Here is a 17,984-nt window from a genome sequence, read left to right on the forward strand (position 1 = left end):
GATGTTGACCAAGAAAACCCTCACGCTCGCTGCCATGCTGACGGCCACGCTGACGCTCGCCGGCTGCTTCACGGCGCCGGGCTCGGCAGATGTCTATAGCGTCGGCCAGGCGCAGCGCGAGCAAACCGTGCGCATGGGCACCGTCGAAAGCGTCCGTGCGGTGCGCATCCAGTCCGATGGCGGCGGCAGCGCGATCGGCACGCTCGGCGGCGGCGCGCTCGGCGCAGTCGCGGGCAGCGCGATCGGCGGCGGCAAGGGATCGATCCTGACGGCCATCGCGGGCGGTCTCGTCGGCGCGGTCGCAGGCAACGCGGTCGGCGAAAACCTCAGCACGGCGAACGGTGTCGAAATCACCGTGCGCCTCGACAACGGCGACCTGCGCTCGATCACGCAGGCGGCGAGCGGCGAAGTGTTCCGCGCCGGCGAACGGGTGCGACTGCTGTCGAGCGGCGGCGTCACGCGCGTCACGCACTAACGAGCATCCTCAGCACGCGGCGCAAGCCGCGGTCGAACGCATGTGCGAAGCTGCACATGCGTTTTTTTTCGTCCGTGCCCGGCAGCCGGCCGGCCCATCGATGCAGAGGGACGAAAAAAATCCCGCCACCTGAGCCAGATGGCGGGATCGATTGAGTAGCGCTACTCAACCCGCGGACACCGCGTGAGTGTCCGGGTAGTGCTGGTCAGCCGCGATTACGGACGACTGCCGGTCGGGAACGGCCATGCCGCTGCCGGGTTGAGCGCGGTCTTCACGCCCGATGCCGGCGCGACCGATGCGGTCGACGCGGTGGTTGCCGGTGCAGCCTTCTTCACGACGGCCTTCTTCGGAGCAGCAGCCTTCTTCGGTGCAGCGGCCTTCTTCGCCGGTGCGGCAGCCTTCGGTGCAGCGGCAGCCTTCTTCGCAGGGGCAGCCTTCTTGGCAGGCGCAGCCTTCTTCGCAGCAGCCTTCTTCGCAGGCGCAGCCTTCTTGGCGGCAGCCTTCTTCGCCGGCGCGGCCTTCTTGGCAGCGGCCTTCTTCGCCGGTGCTGCCTTCTTCGCAGCAACCTTCTTCACCGCGACTTTCTTGGCTGCAACCTTCTTCGCAGCGGCCTTCTTCGCCGGTGCTGCCTTCTTCGCGGCAACCTTCTTCACCGCGACTTTCTTCGCAGCAACCTTCTTCGTTGCGACCTTCTTTGCCGCGACCTTCTTCGCAGCAGCCTTCTTCGCCGGTGCTGCCTTCTTCGCGGCAACCTTCTTCACCGCGACCTTCTTCGCAGCAACCTTCTTCACCGCAGCGGCCTTCTTCGCCGGAGCAGCAGCCTTCTTCGCAACGGTCTTCTTGGCAGCAACCTTCTTAGCAGCCGGTTTCTTCTTGGCAGTAGCCATGTTGTTCTCCTTCAGGTTCAGATGAGAGTCAGTTCAAACTACACCCTTCGTCAAAACCCGCTTCCCGCGGACGCTGTTCAGGACGTGCGCTTCGAAGCGGGCTATTCATCGGCGTACGCGGATACCACGCGCTTACGCTAATGAATACGGTATGGCGCGCGTGACCCCATGGCCTCGCGCGCCAAATCAAGTCGGTAGCCGGCGCGCCTCGCGCCGCCACCCCTAATCGCTTGATCAAGCGGACCGCCACACGGCCGTCCGCTTTTTCCGGAGGGAAGTTTGCCCATCCCACTGAAGGGTTCGCAAAGTGCCGATCATGTCGTTGGGCCGTTAAGGCACCGGGCATGCTTTGCATCAGGCGTTCTTGCTCCTAAACCTTGGGCCGGGGCCGAGAGGCCGCCGGCTGCTCACATCATGTGACGGGTTCGCTGCTGCGGGTTATTCCCAGGACAGCGCGCCGCCCGTCTGATACTCGATCACACGCGTCTCGAAGAAGTTGCGTTCCTTCTTCAGGTCGATCATCTCGCTCATCCACGGGAACGGGTTTTCCTCGTTCGGGAACAGCGGGTCGAGGCCGATCTGCTGGCAACGGCGGTTGCTGATGAAGCGCAGATAGCTCTTGAACATCGACGCGTTCAGACCCAGCACGCCGCGCGGCATCGTGTCCTCGGCGTAGCGGTATTCGAGTTCGACAGCCTGCTTGAACAGCTCGCGGATCTCGGCGCGGAATTCCGCGGTCCAGAGATGCGGGTTCTCGAGCTTGATCTGGTTGATCAGGTCGATGCCGAAATTGCAGTGCATCGACTCGTCGCGCAGGATGTACTGATATTGCTCTGCAGCACCCGTCATCTTGTTCTGGCGGCCGAGCGCGAGAATCTGCGTGAAGCCGACATAGAAGAACAGGCCTTCCATGATGCAGGCGAACACGATCAGCGACTTCAGCAGCTTCTGATCCGCTTCGAGCGTGCCGGTCTTGAAGGCCGGGTCAGTCAGCGTGTGGATGAACGGGATCAGGAATTCGTCCTTCGCGCGGATCGACGTGACCTCGTGGTACGCGTTGAAGATCTCGCCTTCGTCGAGACCGAGCGATTCGACGATGTATTGGTACGCGTGCGTGTGGATCGCCTCTTCGAACGCCTGGCGCAGCAGGAACTGCCGGCACTCGGGCGCCGTGATGTGGCGGTACGTGCCGAGCACGATGTTGTTCGCGGCGAGCGAATCGGCCGTCACGAAGAAGCCGAGGTTGCGCTTGACGATGCGGCGCTCGTCCTCGGTCAGACCGTTCGGATCCTTCCACAGGGCGATGTCGCGGGACATGTTGATTTCCTGCGGCATCCAGTGGTTCGCGCAACCCGCCAGATACTTTTCCCACGCCCACTTGTACTTGAACGGCACCAGCTGATTGACGTCAGTCTGGCCGTTGATGATGCGCTTGTCTGCAACGTTGACCCGCGCTTCCGAACCGCCGGCGGGAACAGCCGATGCTTGCGGCGGCACCGCAAGATCGCCTTCGAAAATGTCGCGGACCTGATGGGCGGCAGGCGTTGCAGCCTGCATTCCGACAGCCATCCCTGCGGAGGTGCGCAACGCGTTTTGCTGCGCTCCGCTCGCGGGGGTTACGGCAGTCTTCTCGTCATCCCAGTTGAGCATAAATTCTCACCATCAATTTAGAACGGTTTGTACCATCTTTTCCTGAGCGATAAAAGGGCTCGCTCACGAAAAATCCTTTTTTCGATTCGCGTTGCGACCTCGATACAACACTTTGAGCAACGCATCGTCGTTCATGCAGCGCGCGACGTGTGTCGCACGTGTATCGCGAGGTGCGCTCGACGCATCGAACGCTGATCGAAACGCGACGTCGTCGGGGATGTTTCGATCGCTTGTCACTGCCTGCAACGCGAGTGCCGCGTTACAGATTCCTTATCATTTTTTTAGTTGAGAGCGGCGCACACTTCAACCTCGATCGGTTGTCGTGCGCGCCGCCCGAACCTTCTTCAGGTCATGCGCGCCGCGTTACTGGCAGGCTTCGCACTCGTCGAAGCCGGGATCGCCCGGGCGCATCGTGCATACCGGACCGTCCGCTTCAACCGGCGCGAGTGCCGGTGCCGCGTCGACTGCGCCCGACGACGACGCTGCGCCGCCCGCTGCACCGAAGCCGCCTGCCGCGCCTTGCGCGCCGCCGCTGCTCGAGCCGCCGCTCGTCGGCACCGCGTTCAGCGCGCCGTGTGCGACCGTCGACTTCTCGACGTGCGTCGCTGCCATCGTGCGGAGGTAGTAGGTCGTCTTCAGACCGCGCAGCCAGGCGAGCTTGTAGACCTCGTCGAGCTTCTTGCCCGACGCGCCGCCCATGTAGATGTTCAGCGACTGCGCCTGGTCGATCCACTTCTGGCGACGCGATGCCGCTTCGACCAGCCACGTCGGGTCGACTTCGAACGCGGTCGCGTAGATCGCGCGCAGGTCGGCCGGGATGCGGTCGATGCGCGACAGCATGCCGTCGAAGTACTTCAGGTCGGCGACCATCACTTCGTCCCACAGGCCGCGTTCCTTCAGGTCGCGGACGAGGTACTCGTTGACCACCGTGAATTCGCCCGACAGGTTCGACTTCACGTACAGGTTCTGGAAGGTCGGCTCGATGCATGCCGACACGCCGATGATGTTCGAGATCGTCGCCGTCGGCGCGATCGCGACGCAGTTCGAGTTGCGCATGCCGTGCGCGGCGATCCGCGAACGCAGCGTCGTCCAGTCGAGCGACTCGGACGTGTCGACCTCGACGTAGCCGCCGCGCGCTTCCGTCAGCAGCTTCAGCGTGTCCTGCGGGAGGATGCCGCGATCCCACAGCGAGCCGCGGTAGCTCGAGTAGCGGCCGCGTTCCTCGGCCAGCTCGGTCGACGCGTAGTACGCGTAGTAGCAGACCGCTTCCATCGAACGATCGGCGAACTCGACCGCCGCTTCCGACGCGTACGGCGTGCGCAGCAGGTGCAGGCAGTCCTGGAAGCCCATGATGCCCATGCCGACCGGACGGTGCTTCAGGTTCGAGTTACGCGCCTTCGGCACCGCGTAGTAGTTGATGTCGATCACGTTGTCGAGCATGCGCATCGCGACGCTGATCGTGCGCTTCAGCTTGTCGTGGTCGAGCGCGTAGCTGCCGTCGGCCTGCTTCACCAGGTGGGCGACGAGGTTCACGGAGCCCAGGTTGCACACCGCGATTTCGGTGTCGCTCGTGTTCAGCGTGATTTCCGTGCACAGGTTCGACGAGTGGACGACGCCGACGTGCTGCTGCGGCGAGCGCACGTTGCACGGATCCTTGAACGTGATCCACGGGTGGCCCGTTTCGAACAGCATGCCGAGCATCTTGCGCCAGAGCTGCTGCGCCGGAATCTTCTTGAACAGCTTGATCTCGCCGCGCGCGACCTTCTCTTCGTAAGCCGTGTAAGCCTTCTCGAAATCGGCGCCGAACTTGTCGTGCAGGTCCGGGCAGGTCGACGGCGAGAACAGCGTCCAGTCGGCGCCTTCCATCACGCGCTTCATGAACAGGTCGGGAATCCAGTTCGCCGTGTTCATGTCGTGCGTACGGCGGCGATCGTCGCCGGTGTTCTTGCGCAGCTCGAGGAACTCCTCGATGTCGAGGTGCCACGATTCGAGGTACGCGCACACCGCGCCCTTGCGCTTGCCGCCCTGGTTGACCGCGACGGCCGTGTCGTTGACGACCTTCAGGAACGGGACCACGCCTTGCGACTTGCCGTTCGTGCCCTTGATATGCGAGCCGAGTGCGCGCACGCGGGTCCAGTCGTTGCCGAGACCGCCGGCGAACTTCGACAGCAGCGCGTTTTCCTTCAGCGCTTCATAGATGCCGTCGAGATCGTCCGCGACCGTCGTCAGGTAGCACGACGACAACTGCGAGCGGTGCGTGCCCGAGTTGAACAGCGTCGGCGTCGAGCTCATGAAGTCGAAGCTCGACAGCACGTTGTAGAACTCGATCGCGCGCGTTTCGCGGTCGATCTCGTTCAGCGACAGGCCCATCGCGACGCGCATGAAGAATGCCTGCGGCATTTCGATGCGGCTGCCGTCGACGTGCAGGAAGTAGCGGTCGTACAGCGTCTGCAGGCCGAGGTAGCCGAACTGCAGGTCGCGGTTCGCGTCGAGCGCTTCGCCGAGACGCTTCAGGTCGAACTGCAGCAGCTTGTCGTCGAGCAGGCCGGCGTCGACGCCGCGCTTCAGGAACTGCGGGAAGTATTCCGCGTAGCGGGCCGACATCTCGGCCTGGACCACTTCCTCGCCGAGGATCTCGCGACGGATCGTGTGCAGCAGGATGCGGGCCGTGACCTGGCTGTATGCCGGATCCTTTTCGATCATCGTGCGCGCAGCGAGGATCGCCGAGTCGTAGACCTGGCTCATCGGCACGCCGTCGTACAGGTTCTTCACCGTTTCCGCGACGATCGGGTCAGGGTTAACCGCAGCGCCGAGACCGTCGCATGCCGACACGATCAGCGCGCGCAGTGCGTTCAGGTCGAGCGGGCGCGTGACGCCGTTGTCGACGACGTTGATGCCGGTGCTCGACTCGCCGCCCGCTGCCGCTGCTTCCTCGCCCGCATGCTGGCGCTCGAGGTGACGCTTCTCGCGATACAGCACGTACGCACGCGCGACGTTGTGCTCGCCGCCGCGCATCAGCGCGAGTTCGACCTGGTCCTGGATGTCTTCGATATGGAACGTACCGCCGTTCGGACGGCTGCGCACGAGCGCGCGCACGACGTTGTGCGTGAGCTGCTCGACGAGTTCGCGTACGCGTGCCGATGCCGCGCCCTGCCCGCCATTGACGGCCAGGAAAGCCTTGGTCACCGCAATCGCGATCTTCGAAGGCTCGAACGACACCACGCTGCCGTTGCGGCGGATCACCTTGTAGTCGGCGAACGTGGCCTGCGGCGCGAGCGCCTGCGCGCCCTGTTCGGTCCCGCCGAGCGGACGGCTCGAGGCGCTCTCGTACTGGGACGTCGCGTTGTCGGTGGTTTGCATGTGCAAAGCTCCTGGTGTTGGATGGTGCGGAGAGAACCGCGGATTAAAACGAACGCTGCGCTATCGGATGCGCGAGCGGTAAGAGGCGAGCGATGCGTCGGGGAAGCCGGTTCGGTCGATGCGCGACAACCGATCCGGTCGTGTGCTTCGTCATGTGTACGCTGCCCCGTCGAAGTTCGCTGCGCTTGATTGCGACGCCCGGACCGCCCGGCCTGGCGCGCCGCACTGAGAACCCTGGCCGCCGGCGTTGCCCGCCGGCCGGTGCCGCTCGGGTTTCCCCTGCGACACACACTATATCTAGTACAGAACCGCTCAACTGGCACCAAGTATAGTGGACATTCCGGCGACATCAAAACGGAGAATTTTCGCCGGAGGTATTGACATCAACCCGGCCGCCCGGACGGGCAGACGCGACAAGGCATTGGTCGGAAAAAAAAATTTCGCCCGCTCAAAAACCCTGCGATCAGTGCTGACGGAAAGGAAAGTATTCGGCGGAAAACCCGGCATCGCTCGCGAAGCGTTGCCAATCGAAGTGCGGACCCGGGTCGGTCTTGCGGCCCGGCGCGACGTCCGAATGCCCGGCCACCGCATCGATCGGATAGCGTGCGGCGAGCGTGCGTGCGAGCACCCCGAGCGTCGCGTACTGCGCCGCGTCGAACGGCACGTCGTCCGCACCTTCGAGTTCGATGCCGATCGAGAAGTCGTTGCAGCGCGACCGGCCGAAGAACTCGGACGCGCCCGCATGCCATGCACGCTCGTCGCACGACACGAACTGCACGAGTTCGCCGTCGCGGCGGATCAGGAAGTGCGCGGACACGCGCACGTCGCGCAGGTGGCGCTGGTAATAGGGGTGCGTATCGCAATCGAGGCGATTCAGGAACAGCGCCTCGATCGCATCGCCGCCGAACTCGCCGGGGGGCAGGCTGATGTTGTGGACGACGACGAGCGTCGGCACCGCGCCCGCGGGCCGCGCCTCGAAATTCGGCGACGGCGCGTGGCGCGCTTCGCGCACCCAGCCGTTCGCGTCGACCGACAGCAGCGCTGCGTCGCTCATCGGGCGTCGTGGCCGCTCGCGTGTGCGCCGTGGCGCTGCGCGTGCTCGGTGCTGCAGAAGTATTCGCCGCCCGCGGCGACGGCGTCGCCCTGCGGCGTATGCACGCCGCACTCGGCGCAACGCACCATCGGTTCGGGCAGCGAGCGCGCGTCGCCGTTCGGGCGTGCCGCCCCGGCGCCAGGACCCGGTGCGCCGTCGTTGCCGCCACCGCGGCCGGCGCGCGCCTGCGCGTGCTCCTGGGCCTGGCGCAGCTTGCGCGTGAGCCACGAACCCGCGAAGAAGAGAAGAATCAGGAGAAGAATCTGTCGCATCGGAAACCTGCGTTCAAACCACGGAGCGGTGCAGCAGCACCTCGAAAACGAACCGGCTGCCGACATACGCGAGCAGCAGCGCGGCAAACGACACGAGCACCCAGCGCGCGGCGCCGCGCCCGCGCCAGCCCGACGTCTTGTGCGCGATCAGCAGGCCGCCGAACATCAGCCACGACAGCACCGCGAACACGGTCTTGTGATCGAGCCGCAGCGCGCGTGCATCGACCTGCTCGCTGAACAGGATCCCCGACGCGAGCGTCAGCGTCAGCAGCACGAAGCCGGCGCCGATCAGGCGGAACAGCAGCTTCTCGAGCGTGAGCAGCGGCGGCAGCGTTTCGAGCCAACTCGCGATCCAGCCGGTCGAGCCGTCGCGCCCGCCGCTCCTCAGCGACTGCAGGCGCCGCTCGACCATCAGCATCAGGACCGCGTGCAGCGCGGCGATCGCGAAAAGGCCGTACGCGATGTTCGCGATCAGGAAGTGCATCTTGAACAGCGGCGCTGCGGCATAAGGCAGCACCCGCACGCCACCGAACACGAGCGGCAGCAGCGACGCGCCGCACGCGAGCGGCAGCACGAGCAGGCGCAGGCTGTCGAGCGGGAAGAAGAAGCTCTCGATCCAGTAGATGCCGGCGCCGAGCCAGAACATCGCGGACAGCGCGAACGCGAAGCCGAAGACCATCGCGTCGTGCGGGAAGATCGTCGTGTGCAGCAGCACGCCGTGCGCGACGAGCGCCGCGAACAGCAGCGCGCGGCCGGCGCCGCTCATTCCCGACGCGGCGGACGCCGGCACCGGCACGGCCGGCACGCTCGCGACGAGCGGCGTCGCACCCTGGCGGTGCGTGCGCCAGCCTGCGACGGCGAGGCCGCCGTACAGGAATGCGGTGAGGGCATACAGTACAATATCCATGTTCGAAGTTTACACTAGGCCCCCTTCCCGCGACGGCTCCCTTTTGTACGGTTCCGTTGCGCCTTCGGGCCCCACTGTCCATCGCTCCCCATGCTCGACAATCTCACTCAACGGATGGCGCGCGTCGTCAAGACGCTGCGCGGCGAGGCCCGGCTTACCGAGGCGAACACCCAGGAGATGCTCCGCGAGGTGCGTCTCGCGCTGCTGGAAGCCGACGTCGCGCTGCCGGTCGTCCGCGAATTCATCGCCAAGGTCAAGGAAAAGGCGCTCGGCGAGGAAGTGATCAGCAGCCTGTCGCCGGGCCAGGCGCTCGTCGGCGTGGTCCAGAAGGAACTGACCGCCGTGATCGGCGGCGACTACGAAGGCAAGGCCGCCGAGCTGAACCTCGCGGTCACGCCGCCCGCCGTGATCCTGATGGCCGGCTTGCAGGGCGCCGGCAAGACCACGACCGCCGGCAAGCTCGCGAAACTCTTGCGCGAGAAGTACAAGAAGAAGGTGCTGACGGTGTCGTGCGACGTGTATCGCCCGGCCGCCATCATGCAGCTGAAAACGGTGAGCGAACAGGTCGGCGCCGATTTCTTCCCGTCGACGCCGGACCAGAAGCCCGTCGACATCGCACTCGCGGCCGTCGACTGGGCGAAGCGCCACTACCATGACGTGCTGATCGTCGACACGGCCGGCCGCCTCGGTATCGACGAGGCGATGATGCAGGAAATCGCCGCGCTGCACGGCACGCTGAAGCCGGCCGAAACGCTGTTCGTCGTCGACGCGATGCTCGGCCAGGACGCGGTCAACACCGCGAAGGCGTTCAACGACACGCTGCCGCTCACCGGCGTCGTGCTGACCAAGCTCGACGGCGATTCGCGCGGCGGTGCCGCGCTGTCGGTGCGCCACATCACGGGCAAGCCGATCAAGTTCGTCGGCGTCGCCGAGAAGCTCGACGGCCTCGAGGTGTTCCACCCGGACCGGATGGCGAACCGGATCCTCGGCATGGGCGACATCCTCGCGCTCGTCGAGGAAGCGCAGCGCGGCGTCGACGTGCAGGCCGCGCAGAAGCTCGCCGACAAGGTCAAGAAAGGCGGCGACTTCGACCTGAACGATTTCCGCGCGCAGATCTCGCAGATGAAGAACATGGGCGGCCTGTCGTCGCTGATGGACAAGCTGCCCGCGCAGTTCCAGCAGGCGGCGGCCGGCGCCGACATGGGCCAGGCCGAGAAGTCGATCCGCCGGATGGAAGGCATCATCAGCTCGATGACGCCCGCCGAGCGCGCCAAACCCGAAATCATCAAGGCGACGCGCAAGCGCCGCATTGCAGCCGGCGCGGGCGTGCCGGTGCAGGAAGTCAACCGGATGCTGAACCAGTACGACCAGATGCGTACGATGATGAAGAAGCTGAAGGGCGGCAACATGCAGAAGATGATGCGCGGCTTGAAGGGCATGATGCCCGGCATGCGCTGATTCCGCCCGTCGGCCGGCGCGCGGGTTTTTGCCGTAGCGCGCGCCAGCCGTTCTGCTTCATTCTTATTTGTATACCGACTGCCCGCCAGAACTCATGAACCGCGAAGAAGCCCTCCACATTTTCGAACACTCCGAAGAGATCGTCTCGGCGGACGCCGTCAACGCGTCGATCGCCCGGATGGCCGAAGCGATCCGCGCCGAGATCGGCGACGCGTTCCCGCTCGTCCTCTCGGTGATGGGCGGCGCCGCGGTGTTTACCGGGATGCTGCTGCCGCATCTCGATTTCCCGCTGGAATTCGACTACATCCACCTGACCCGCTACCGCAACACGACGCAGGGCAGCCCGGAGATGCACTGGCGCGTCGCGCCGCGCGAATCGGTGAAGGACCGCATCGTGCTCGTGCTCGACGACATCCTCGACGAAGGCGAGACGATGGCCGCGATCCGCGACCGCATCCTCGACATGGGCGCGAAGCGCTTCATGTCCGCGGTGCTGTGCGAGAAGACGCTCACGAAGGCGAAACCGCTGCATCCCGACTTCTGCGGCTTCTCGGTGCCCGACCGCTACGTGTTCGGCTGCGGGATGGACGCCAAGGGCTACTGGCGCAACCTGCCGACGATCCGTGCGCTGACCGCGAACGTTTGATCGCCGCCCTGCCCGCTATATAAATGGAAAGCGGCGCTCCGGTTACCCGGAGCGCCGCTTTTTTTCGTCGGTACGCACCAACGCGTTACATCTGCAGCTGGTGCACGAACGCCTTGATGCCGGCGAGCAGCATCTCGACCGAGATCGCGACGAGCACGAGACCCATCAGCCGCTCGAACGCGGCGACGGTCCGCTCGCCGAGCCACTGCTGGATCCGTTCGGCCAGCACCAGCGTGATCGCGCAGACGATCATCGTGACCGTCAGCGCGCCGACCCACTCGAACATCTTGCCCGGCGCCTGCGACGTCAGCAGCATCACCGTCGCGAGCGCGGACGGCCCGGCGAGCGCGGGAATCGCGAGCGGCACGATGAACGGTTCACCGCCGGCGCGCGGATCGCTGCCGAGCGCGCCGTCCGGATGCGGGAAGATCATCCGCAGCGCGATCAGGAACAGCACGATCCCGCCGCCGAGCCGCAGCGACAGGTCGGTGAGGTTCATCATCCGCAGGAAGCGGTCGCCGACCACCATGAAGAACAGCAGGATCACGAACGCGATCCCGACTTCACGCAGGATCAGCTTCACGCGCCGCTCGCGCGGCACATCCCGCATCGCCGTGATGAACAGCGGGATGTTGCCGAGCGGATCCGTGATCAGCACGAGGAGCACGGTGGCCGACAGGAAGGTGTATTCCACCGTGTCCTCCGGTCGAAGCGCTTAGCGCGCGAGCGCGGCGCGGATCTTCTCCGTCACCGTCGCCGCGGCCGCGTCGGCCGGCAGCAGCGTCGCCTCGGCGTCGCGGCGGCCCTGATACTCGATCTTGCCTTCCTTCAGGCCGCGCTCGCCGATCACCAGGCGATGCGGCACGCCGATCAATTCCCAGTCGGCAAACATCACGCCCGGGCGCTCGCCGCGATCGTCGAGGATCACGTCGATGCCGGCCGCGGCCAGTTCCGCGTACAGCTTGTCGGCGGCCTCGCGGACCATGTCGCTGCGATCGTAGCCCATCGGGCACAGCACGACTTCGAACGGCGCGATCGACTCGGGCCAGATGATGCCGCGCTCGTCGAAGTTCTGTTCGATCGCAGCGCCGAGAATGCGCGTGACGCCGACGCCGTAGCAGCCCATCAGCATCGGCTGCGGCTTGCCCGACTCGTCGAGGAACGTCGCGCCCATCGCTTCCGAGTACTTGGTGCCGAGCTGGAACACGTGGCCGACTTCGATGCCGCGGCAGATGTCGATCTCACCCTTGCCGTCCGGCGACGGATCGCCCTTCTTCACGTTGCGCACGTCGGCGACGTCCGGCTCCGGCAGGTCGCGGCCCCAGTTCACGCCGGCGATGTGATAGTCAACCTCGTTCGCGCCGACGACGAAATCGCTCATGTTCGCGACCGTGCGATCGGCGATCACCTTCACCGGCTTCTTCGTGCCGACCGGGCCGAGGTAGCCCGGCGGCGTGCCGAACCACTCGACGATTTCCTGCTCGGTCGCGAAGCGGTGGTTCTTCAGCCCCGGCAGCTTCGACACCTTGATCTCGTTCAGGTCGTGGTCGCCGCGCAGCATCACGAGCCAGATGGTCGGCTCGGCGCCTTCGTTGTCGGTGGCGAGCACGATCGACTTGATCGTGCGCTCGAGCGGGATCGACAGCAGTTCGGCGACGGCCTCGCACTTCGCCTTGCCGGGCGTCGCGACCTTTTCCATCGCTTCGGCGGGTGCCGCGCGTTCGGCGATCAGCGGCAGCGCTTCGGCCGCTTCAACGTTCGCCGCGAAGTCGGACGTCGGGCAGTAGGCGATCGCGTCCTCGCCGGTATCGGCGATCACGTGGAACTCGTGCGAGAAGTTGCCGCCGATCGAGCCGCTGTCGGCCGCAACCGCGCGGAACTCGAGGCCGAGGCGCGTGAAGATGCGCACGTATGCGTCGTACATCTTGCGATACGACTCGTTCAGGCCGGCCGCGTCCTTGTCGAACGAATACGCGTCCTTCATGATGAACTCGCGGCCGCGCATCACGCCGAAGCGCGGACGGATCTCGTCGCGGAACTTCGTCTGGATCTGGTAGAAGTTCACCGGCATCTGCCGGTAGCTCTTGATCTGGTTGCGCGCGATATCGGTGATGACTTCCTCGTGCGTCGGCCCGATCACGAAGTCGTTGTCCTTGCGGTCCTTGAAGCGCAGCAGTTCGGGGCCGTACTGCTCCCAGCGGCCCGATTCCTGCCACAGCTCGGCCGGTTGCACGGCCGGCATCAGCAGCTCGATGGCGCCAGCCCGGTTCATTTCCTCGCGCACGATCGCCTCGACCTTGCGAATCGAACGCAGGCCGACCGGCAGGTAGTTGTAGATGCCGCCGGCGACGCGACGGATCATGCCGGCGCGCACCATCAGCTTGTGGCTGACGATCTCTGCGTCGGCCGGTGCTTCTTTGAGGGTGCCGATAAAGAAACGGGAAGCTTTCATGCGGACGGTTCCAAATACGGCGCCCCCAGGCGGGGCGCCCGAAAAAGTTTCAAGGTGAAAAAGCTGCGCGCGACGAACGACGAGGGACGACGATGGCGCAGATGACTTAGCAGACAAATCAGGGACAATTCAGCCGGTGTACCCCGCGCGGTTTCGCTCCGTCACGGTGCGCAGCGCCCGTTATCTGTTTATAATCAAAGCAATTTTAAAGGATTCGAAGGTGGTTGTATGCTGGATCGTGAAGGCTTTCGCCCGAACGTCGGCATCATCCTCTTGAACGCGCGCAACGAGGTGTTTTGGGGCAAGCGGCTCCGCGAGCATTCCTGGCAGTTTCCTCAAGGTGGGATCAAGTACGGCGAGACCCCCATGCAGGCGATGTACCGGGAGCTGCACGAGGAGACGGGCCTGCACCCGGAACACGTCAAGATAATCGGCCGCACTCGCGACTGGTTGCGTTACGAGGTGCCTGACAAGTTCATCAAACGCGAAGTACGCGGACATTACCGCGGCCAGAAGCAGATCTGGTTCCTTCTGCGGATGGTCGGACGCGATTGCGACATTTGCTTGCGCGCGACCGACCACCCGGAGTTCGATGCGTGGCGCTGGAACGAGTACTGGGTGCCGCTCGATGCGGTGATCGAGTTCAAGCGGGATGTCTATCAGTTGGCGCTGACGGAACTGTCGCGCTTCCTGCGCCGCCCGGCGCAGCGAGCCGAAAAGCCGCGTGGGCCGCGTCTGTCGCGCTATCCGCGCGTCATCGGCGCGCAGGCCCAGCAGACGCTGACGATTGTCGACACATCGGTGGTCTGTTCCGAGATCGAAGTGGAGGCGAGCACGCTCGACGAGATGCCGCCCCGCGTGATCGTCGGCAAATGACGAGTCGGACTGCATGACCGGGCGCGACCTTGGTGTCGCGCCCTTTTTTTACGAGGAATGCATATTGAAAGCGATTGCTCTCGCGCTCGCATCGATCGTCGCGGCGGCCACGCTGGCCGGTTGCGCGAATTCGAAGACGCCGACCAACAAGGATGACAGCGAGTTCGTGTACCTGCTGGACCGCCAGGGCAACTGGAAGGAAAACCCGGTCGACACGCTGCCGCCGCTGCCGCAAGCGGGCGATCTGCTGCCGTTCAACGTGTCGCAGAACACGCCGCTCAAGTTCTCCGTCGATGCGAAGTCGCTCGCGGTCGGCAGCGACGGCGTCGTGCGCTACGCAGTCGTCATCACGAGCCCGGCCGGCGCGCGCAACGTGAACTACGAAGGCATCCGCTGCGACACTTACGAATGGCGTCAGTATGCAGGCCTGAATTCGGATCACGACGGCTGGGACCGCACGGTCGAGAACGACTGGCGTCGCATCGAGAACGGCGAGCTGAACGCGTACCACTCGGCGCTGTACCAGGACTATTTCTGCGCGAACAAGATGCCGCAGGGCACGACCCAGCAGATCCTCGAGAACATCAAGTTCCATCGCACCGCGATGAGCCAGCTGCGCTGACCGCACAACCGAGGCCGGCTGCCCGGCCTCGTTTCGCTTCGTCACAACAAAAAGCCCGCGCGATGCGGGCTTTTTGCTGTCTCGCGACGCCTGGCCGAACGGTCACACGAGCACGAGGTTGTCGCGGTGAATCAGCTCCGGCTCCAGCATGTAGCCGAGCACCGTCTCGATCTCGCCGCTCGGCTTGCGGTGAATCAGCTTCGTTTCCGCGCTGCTGTAGTTCGTGAGGCCGCGCGCCACTTCACGCCCGTCGGGGCCGACACACGCGATCACCTCGCCGCGTGCGAACGCGCCCTGCACGCCGGTCACGCCGATCGGCAGCAGGCTCTTGCCGCCGGCCGTCAGCTTCTCGACCGCGCCCGCATCGATCACGACGTGCCCGCGCACCTGCAGGTGATCGGCCATCCATTGCTTGCGCGCGGCCATCCGCGCGGTGCGCGCGATCAGCTGCGTGCCGATCGCCTCGCCCGCCGCCAGCCGCACCAGCACGTCGGCTTCGCGGCCGCTTGCGATCACGGTGTTCGCGCCGCTGTGCGCCGCGCGCTTCGCCGCAAGGATCTTCGTCAGCATCCCGCCGCGGCCGAGGCTCGAGCCGGCGCCGCCGGCCATCGCTTCGAGCTCCGGCGCGCCCGCGCTGGCTTCCGCGACCAGCGTCGCATTCGGATCCTTGCGCGGATCGGCGGTGAACAAGCCCGTCTGGTCGGTCAGGATGATCAGCGCATCGCCTTCGATCAGGTTCGCGACGAGCGCGCCGAGCGTGTCGTTGTCGCCAAACTTGATTTCGTCGGTGACGACCGTGTCGTTCTCGTTGATGATCGGCACGACGCCGAGCCGCAGCAGCGTCAGCAGCGTCGAGCGCGCATTCAGGTAGCGCTCGCGATCGGCCAGGTCGGCGTGCGTCAGCAGGATCTGCGCGGTGCGGATATCGTGCTCGGTAAAGCGGCTTTCATAAACTTGCGCGAGCCCCATCTGGCCGACCGCGGCGGCGGCCTGCAGCTCGTCGATCTCGCGCGGACGCTTGCTCCAGCCGAGCCGCTGCATCCCTTCCGCAATCGCGCCCGAGCTGACGAGCACCACTTCCTTGCCCTGCGCGCGCAGCGCGGCGATCTGGGCCGCCCAGCGGCCGATTGCAGCATGATCGAGCCCCTTGCCGTCGTTGGTCACGAGGCTGGAGCCCACCTTCACCACCAATCGCTTCGAATCCGCGATGATCGAACGCATCGTGCGCCGTCTCCTGTATCTGATGCCTGCCCGGCCGGGCGCAATTGAATTCAGGCACCGGACGCGATGCCCGGTGCGTGTCGGGCCCGCTCAGGCGTCGTCGCCGGGCGTCGCGCCGCCATCGGCTTGCGGCGCATCGCGGAACCGCACGTCCGCGGCCAGATCTTCCTCTTCCGCCGCACGATGTGCGTCCGAATGCCCGGCGAGGTAATCGTAGATCGCGTAGCACAGCGCTTCGCAGCCCTGGCCCGTGAGCGCCGAAATCTCGAACACCGGGCCGTCCCAGCCGAAACGGTCGAGGAAATCGGCGACGCGCGCCTCGCGCTCGTCTTCCGGCACCATGTCGAGCTTGTTGAGGACGAGCCAGCGCGGCTTCTCGTACAGCGCCTCGTCGTATTTGCGCAGCTCGCCGACGATCGCGGTCGCTTCAGCGACCGGGTCGACGCTTTCGTCGAACGGAGCCAGATCGACGAGATGCAGCAGCACGCCGGTGCGCTGCAGGTGTCGCAGGAACTGGTGGCCGAGGCCCGCGCCTTCGGCGGCGCCCTCGATCAGCCCCGGAATATCGGCGATCACGAAGCTCTTGCTCGGGCCGACCCGCACGACGCCAAGGTTCGGCGCGAGCGTCGTGAACGGATAGTCGGCGATCTTCGGCTTCGCGTTCGACACCGACGAGATGAAGGTCGACTTGCCGGCGTTCGGCATGCCAAGCAGACCGACGTCGGCGAGCACCTTCAGCTCGAGCCGCAGCATGCGCCGTTCGCCGGGCTTGCCGTCGGTTTTCTGGCGTGGCGCGCGGTTCGTGCTCGACTTGAAATGCAGGTTGCCGAGACCGCCTGCGCCGCCCTTCGCGAGCATCACCTGCTGATCGTGCTCGGTCAGGTCGGCGATCAGCTCGCCCGTATCCATGTCGGTCACGACCGTGCCGACCGGCATGCGCAGCGTGACGTCGTCCCCGCCCTTGCCGTAGCAATCCGAGCCGCGACCGTTTTCGCCGTTGCGCGCCAGGTGCTTCTTCGCGTAACGGTAGTCGATCAGCGTGTTGATGTTGCGGTCGGCGATCGCGTAGACGTTGCCGCCCCGGCCGCCGTCGCCGCCGTCCGGCCCGCCGAACGGAACGAATTTCTCGCGGCGCATCGACGCGCTGCCATCGCCTCCGTCGCCGGCGATGACTTCGATTCGTGCTTCGTCAATGAACTTCATTCGTCACTCCGACCAGTATTTCCGCTATTGTGCCGCGCGCCGGCGCGCTTGAACAATCTGCCGTTCGGCCGATTGCCCGCCAGTGTCGCGACAGCCGCCGGCGCGCACATGCGCCCGGCGGCCAAATAAAAAAAGGCCCCGCGAAGACTGCGGGGCCTTTCGGCTACGAAGCCCGTGGGTGCCTGAACTTAGGCAGCCGCCGGGACAACGATGACCAGATGCTTCTTGTCCGCGCCCTTGGTCGCGAACTTGACGTGACCGTCGACCAGCGCGAACAGGGTGTGATCCTTGCCCATGCCGACGTTCTCGCCAGCGTGCATGCGCGTACCGCGCTGACGCACGATGATGCCGCCAGCGTTGATCGCCTGGCCGCCGTACACTTTCACGCCGAGACGTTTCGACTCGGAGTCGCGGCCGTTCCGGGAAGAGCCGCCTGCCTTTTTGTGTGCCATCTGATTGCTCCTTTACCGAGGCGCTTACGCGTTGATCGCGTCGATGCGCAGCTCAGTGTAGTTCTGGCGGTGGCCGCCGTGCTTTTGGTAGTGCTTCCGGCGACGCATCTTGAAGATGGTGACCTTGGCATGACGACCGTGCGACACAACGGTGGCCTTGACGGAAGCCCCACTGACCAGCGGCGTACCGAACTTAATCGATTCGCCTTCGCCCACTGCGAGAACCTGGTCGAGCGTGATTTCAGCGTCAATGTCAGCCGGTATCTGTTCTACTTTGAGTTTTTCGCCAACGGCAACCTTGTACTGCTTGCCGCCGGTTTTTATGACCGCGTACATTGAGAACCTCACTCTGGATCCAATTTTTCCGCACACCACGCGCGGAAAACACGTGATTATACATGGGCTTAGCA

At 65.1% G+C, this 17,984-nt stretch carries 18 protein-coding genes; 5 read left to right on the forward strand and 13 right to left on the reverse strand.

Features of this window, described 5'->3' with window-relative positions; all coding sequences use genetic code 11:
* Position 1 precedes the first annotated feature (1 nt).
* Positions 2-475 (forward strand): glycine zipper 2TM domain-containing protein, encoded by a 474-nt coding sequence (locus DID98_RS22820; RefSeq protein WP_011883213.1) that lies wholly within the window; start codon positions 2-4, stop codon positions 473-475.
* A gap of 215 nt (positions 476-690) precedes the next feature.
* On the opposite strand, the gene DID98_RS22830 is transcribed toward DID98_RS22820, so the two are convergent.
* From DID98_RS22830 to DID98_RS22870, 7 genes are all read right to left on the reverse strand, one after another.
* Entirely contained in the window at positions 691-1,362 is a 672-nt protein-coding gene (locus tag DID98_RS22830; RefSeq protein WP_124571474.1) for a histone H1-like DNA-binding protein, read from the reverse strand.
* A gap of 28 nt (positions 1,363-1,390) precedes the next feature.
* The gene (locus DID98_RS22835; RefSeq protein WP_082088468.1) at positions 1,391-1,717 is read right to left on the reverse strand and encodes a hypothetical protein; all 327 of its coding nucleotides are present in this window, start codon (positions 1,715-1,717) and stop codon (positions 1,391-1,393) included.
* Positions 1,718-1,800: 83 nt separating this feature from the next.
* Positions 1,801-3,012, reverse strand: a complete 1,212-nt coding sequence (locus tag DID98_RS22840; protein WP_044844206.1) for a ribonucleotide-diphosphate reductase subunit beta — start codon at positions 3,010-3,012, stop codon at positions 1,801-1,803.
* A gap of 363 nt (positions 3,013-3,375) precedes the next feature.
* Positions 3,376-6,372 (reverse strand): ribonucleoside-diphosphate reductase subunit alpha, encoded by a 2,997-nt coding sequence (locus DID98_RS22850; RefSeq protein ID WP_124520011.1) that lies wholly within the window; start codon positions 6,370-6,372, stop codon positions 3,376-3,378.
* A 463-nt stretch (positions 6,373-6,835) separates the two neighbouring features.
* The gene (ampD, locus tag DID98_RS22860) at positions 6,836-7,426 is read right to left on the reverse strand and encodes a 1,6-anhydro-N-acetylmuramyl-L-alanine amidase AmpD (RefSeq protein WP_124571475.1); all 591 of its coding nucleotides are present in this window, start codon (positions 7,424-7,426) and stop codon (positions 6,836-6,838) included.
* Positions 7,423-7,737: a PP0621 family protein gene (locus DID98_RS22865; protein WP_124488231.1), complete on the reverse strand. Its 315-nt coding sequence runs from the start codon at positions 7,735-7,737 to the stop codon at positions 7,423-7,425. Before DID98_RS22865 ends, ampD begins: the two co-directional genes overlap by 4 nt.
* 13 nt (positions 7,738-7,750) lie before the next feature.
* Positions 7,751-8,644, reverse strand: a complete 894-nt coding sequence (locus DID98_RS22870) for an inner membrane protein YpjD (protein WP_124571476.1) — start codon at positions 8,642-8,644, stop codon at positions 7,751-7,753.
* A 90-nt stretch (positions 8,645-8,734) separates the two neighbouring features.
* On the opposite strand from DID98_RS22870, the gene ffh reads away from it, so the two are divergent.
* Both ffh and DID98_RS22880 read left to right on the forward strand, forming a co-directional pair.
* Complete coding sequence (ffh, locus tag DID98_RS22875; protein WP_039317379.1) at positions 8,735-10,102, forward strand: signal recognition particle protein; 1,368 nt, start codon at positions 8,735-8,737, stop codon at positions 10,100-10,102.
* A 94-nt stretch (positions 10,103-10,196) separates the two neighbouring features.
* A complete protein-coding gene (locus tag DID98_RS22880) occupies positions 10,197-10,748 on the forward strand; it encodes a hypoxanthine-guanine phosphoribosyltransferase (protein ID WP_044844211.1) in 552 nt (183 codons plus the stop codon).
* A gap of 85 nt (positions 10,749-10,833) precedes the next feature.
* Here the strand turns inward: DID98_RS22880 and DID98_RS22885 are convergent, their stop codons facing one another.
* Both DID98_RS22885 and DID98_RS22890 read right to left on the reverse strand, forming a co-directional pair.
* Entirely contained in the window at positions 10,834-11,442 is a 609-nt protein-coding gene (locus DID98_RS22885) for a MarC family protein (RefSeq protein ID WP_044844212.1), read from the reverse strand.
* Positions 11,443-11,463: 21 nt separating this feature from the next.
* Positions 11,464-13,200, reverse strand: a complete 1,737-nt coding sequence (locus DID98_RS22890) for a proline--tRNA ligase (RefSeq protein WP_044844213.1) — start codon at positions 13,198-13,200, stop codon at positions 11,464-11,466.
* A gap of 228 nt (positions 13,201-13,428) precedes the next feature.
* Between DID98_RS22890 and DID98_RS22900 the strand changes: the two genes are divergently transcribed.
* Positions 13,429-14,076: an RNA pyrophosphohydrolase gene (locus DID98_RS22900; RefSeq protein ID WP_044844214.1), complete on the forward strand. Its 648-nt coding sequence runs from the start codon at positions 13,429-13,431 to the stop codon at positions 14,074-14,076.
* A 13-nt stretch (positions 14,077-14,089) separates the two neighbouring features.
* Positions 14,090-14,698 carry a CNP1-like family protein gene (locus DID98_RS22905; RefSeq protein WP_044844215.1) on the forward strand — a complete coding sequence of 203 codons (609 nt, stop codon included), beginning with the start codon at positions 14,090-14,092 and terminating at the stop codon, positions 14,696-14,698.
* Positions 14,699-14,800: 102 nt separating this feature from the next.
* Here DID98_RS22905 and proB read toward each other — a convergent pair whose 3' ends face one another.
* The 4 genes from proB to rplU all read right to left on the reverse strand — a co-directional run bounded on the left by proB (position 14,801) and on the right by rplU (position 17,910).
* Positions 14,801-15,919: a glutamate 5-kinase gene (gene proB, locus DID98_RS22910; protein ID WP_044844216.1), complete on the reverse strand. Its 1,119-nt coding sequence runs from the start codon at positions 15,917-15,919 to the stop codon at positions 14,801-14,803.
* A 90-nt stretch (positions 15,920-16,009) separates the two neighbouring features.
* Positions 16,010-17,122 (reverse strand): Obg family GTPase CgtA, encoded by a 1,113-nt coding sequence (gene cgtA, locus DID98_RS22915; protein ID WP_124571477.1) that lies wholly within the window; start codon positions 17,120-17,122, stop codon positions 16,010-16,012.
* Between the two features lie 188 nt (positions 17,123-17,310).
* Positions 17,311-17,574: a 50S ribosomal protein L27 gene (gene rpmA, locus DID98_RS22920; protein WP_006476999.1), complete on the reverse strand. Its 264-nt coding sequence runs from the start codon at positions 17,572-17,574 to the stop codon at positions 17,311-17,313.
* Positions 17,575-17,598: 24 nt separating this feature from the next.
* The gene (rplU, locus tag DID98_RS22925; RefSeq protein ID WP_006025184.1) at positions 17,599-17,910 is read right to left on the reverse strand and encodes a 50S ribosomal protein L21; all 312 of its coding nucleotides are present in this window, start codon (positions 17,908-17,910) and stop codon (positions 17,599-17,601) included.
* Positions 17,911-17,984 lie beyond the last annotated feature (74 nt).

It is taken from the genome of Burkholderia sp. Bp8984 (assembly GCF_003853755.1).
GTDB lineage: Bacteria > Pseudomonadota > Gammaproteobacteria > Burkholderiales > Burkholderiaceae > Burkholderia.

Coding starts and splice junctions, on each gene's coding strand:
- DID98_RS22820 (WP_011883213.1), top strand. CDS start 2: ATGTTGACCAAGAAAACCCTCACGCTCGCTGCCATGCTGACGGCCACG.
- DID98_RS22830 (WP_124571474.1), bottom strand. CDS start 1,362: ATGGCTACTGCCAAGAAGAAACCGGCTGCTAAGAAGGTTGCTGCCAAG.
- DID98_RS22835 (WP_082088468.1), bottom strand. CDS start 1,717: ATGCAAAGCATGCCCGGTGCCTTAACGGCCCAACGACATGATCGGCAC.
- DID98_RS22840 (WP_044844206.1), bottom strand. CDS start 3,012: ATGCTCAACTGGGATGACGAGAAGACTGCCGTAACCCCCGCGAGCGGA.
- DID98_RS22850 (WP_124520011.1), bottom strand. CDS start 6,372: ATGCAAACCACCGACAACGCGACGTCCCAGTACGAGAGCGCCTCGAGC.
- ampD (WP_124571475.1), bottom strand. CDS start 7,426: ATGAGCGACGCAGCGCTGCTGTCGGTCGACGCGAACGGCTGGGTGCGC.
- DID98_RS22865 (WP_124488231.1), bottom strand. CDS start 7,737: ATGCGACAGATTCTTCTCCTGATTCTTCTCTTCTTCGCGGGTTCGTGG.
- DID98_RS22870 (WP_124571476.1), bottom strand. CDS start 8,644: ATGGATATTGTACTGTATGCCCTCACCGCATTCCTGTACGGCGGCCTC.
- ffh (WP_039317379.1), top strand. CDS start 8,735: ATGCTCGACAATCTCACTCAACGGATGGCGCGCGTCGTCAAGACGCTG.
- DID98_RS22880 (WP_044844211.1), top strand. CDS start 10,197: ATGAACCGCGAAGAAGCCCTCCACATTTTCGAACACTCCGAAGAGATC.
- DID98_RS22890 (WP_044844213.1), bottom strand. CDS start 13,200: ATGAAAGCTTCCCGTTTCTTTATCGGCACCCTCAAAGAAGCACCGGCC.
- DID98_RS22900 (WP_044844214.1), top strand. CDS start 13,429: ATGCTGGATCGTGAAGGCTTTCGCCCGAACGTCGGCATCATCCTCTTG.
- DID98_RS22905 (WP_044844215.1), top strand. CDS start 14,090: ATGACCGGGCGCGACCTTGGTGTCGCGCCCTTTTTTTACGAGGAATGC.
- proB (WP_044844216.1), bottom strand. CDS start 15,919: ATGCGTTCGATCATCGCGGATTCGAAGCGATTGGTGGTGAAGGTGGGC.
- cgtA (WP_124571477.1), bottom strand. CDS start 17,122: ATGAAGTTCATTGACGAAGCACGAATCGAAGTCATCGCCGGCGACGGA.
- rpmA (WP_006476999.1), bottom strand. CDS start 17,574: ATGGCACACAAAAAGGCAGGCGGCTCTTCCCGGAACGGCCGCGACTCC.
- rplU (WP_006025184.1), bottom strand. CDS start 17,910: ATGTACGCGGTCATAAAAACCGGCGGCAAGCAGTACAAGGTTGCCGTT.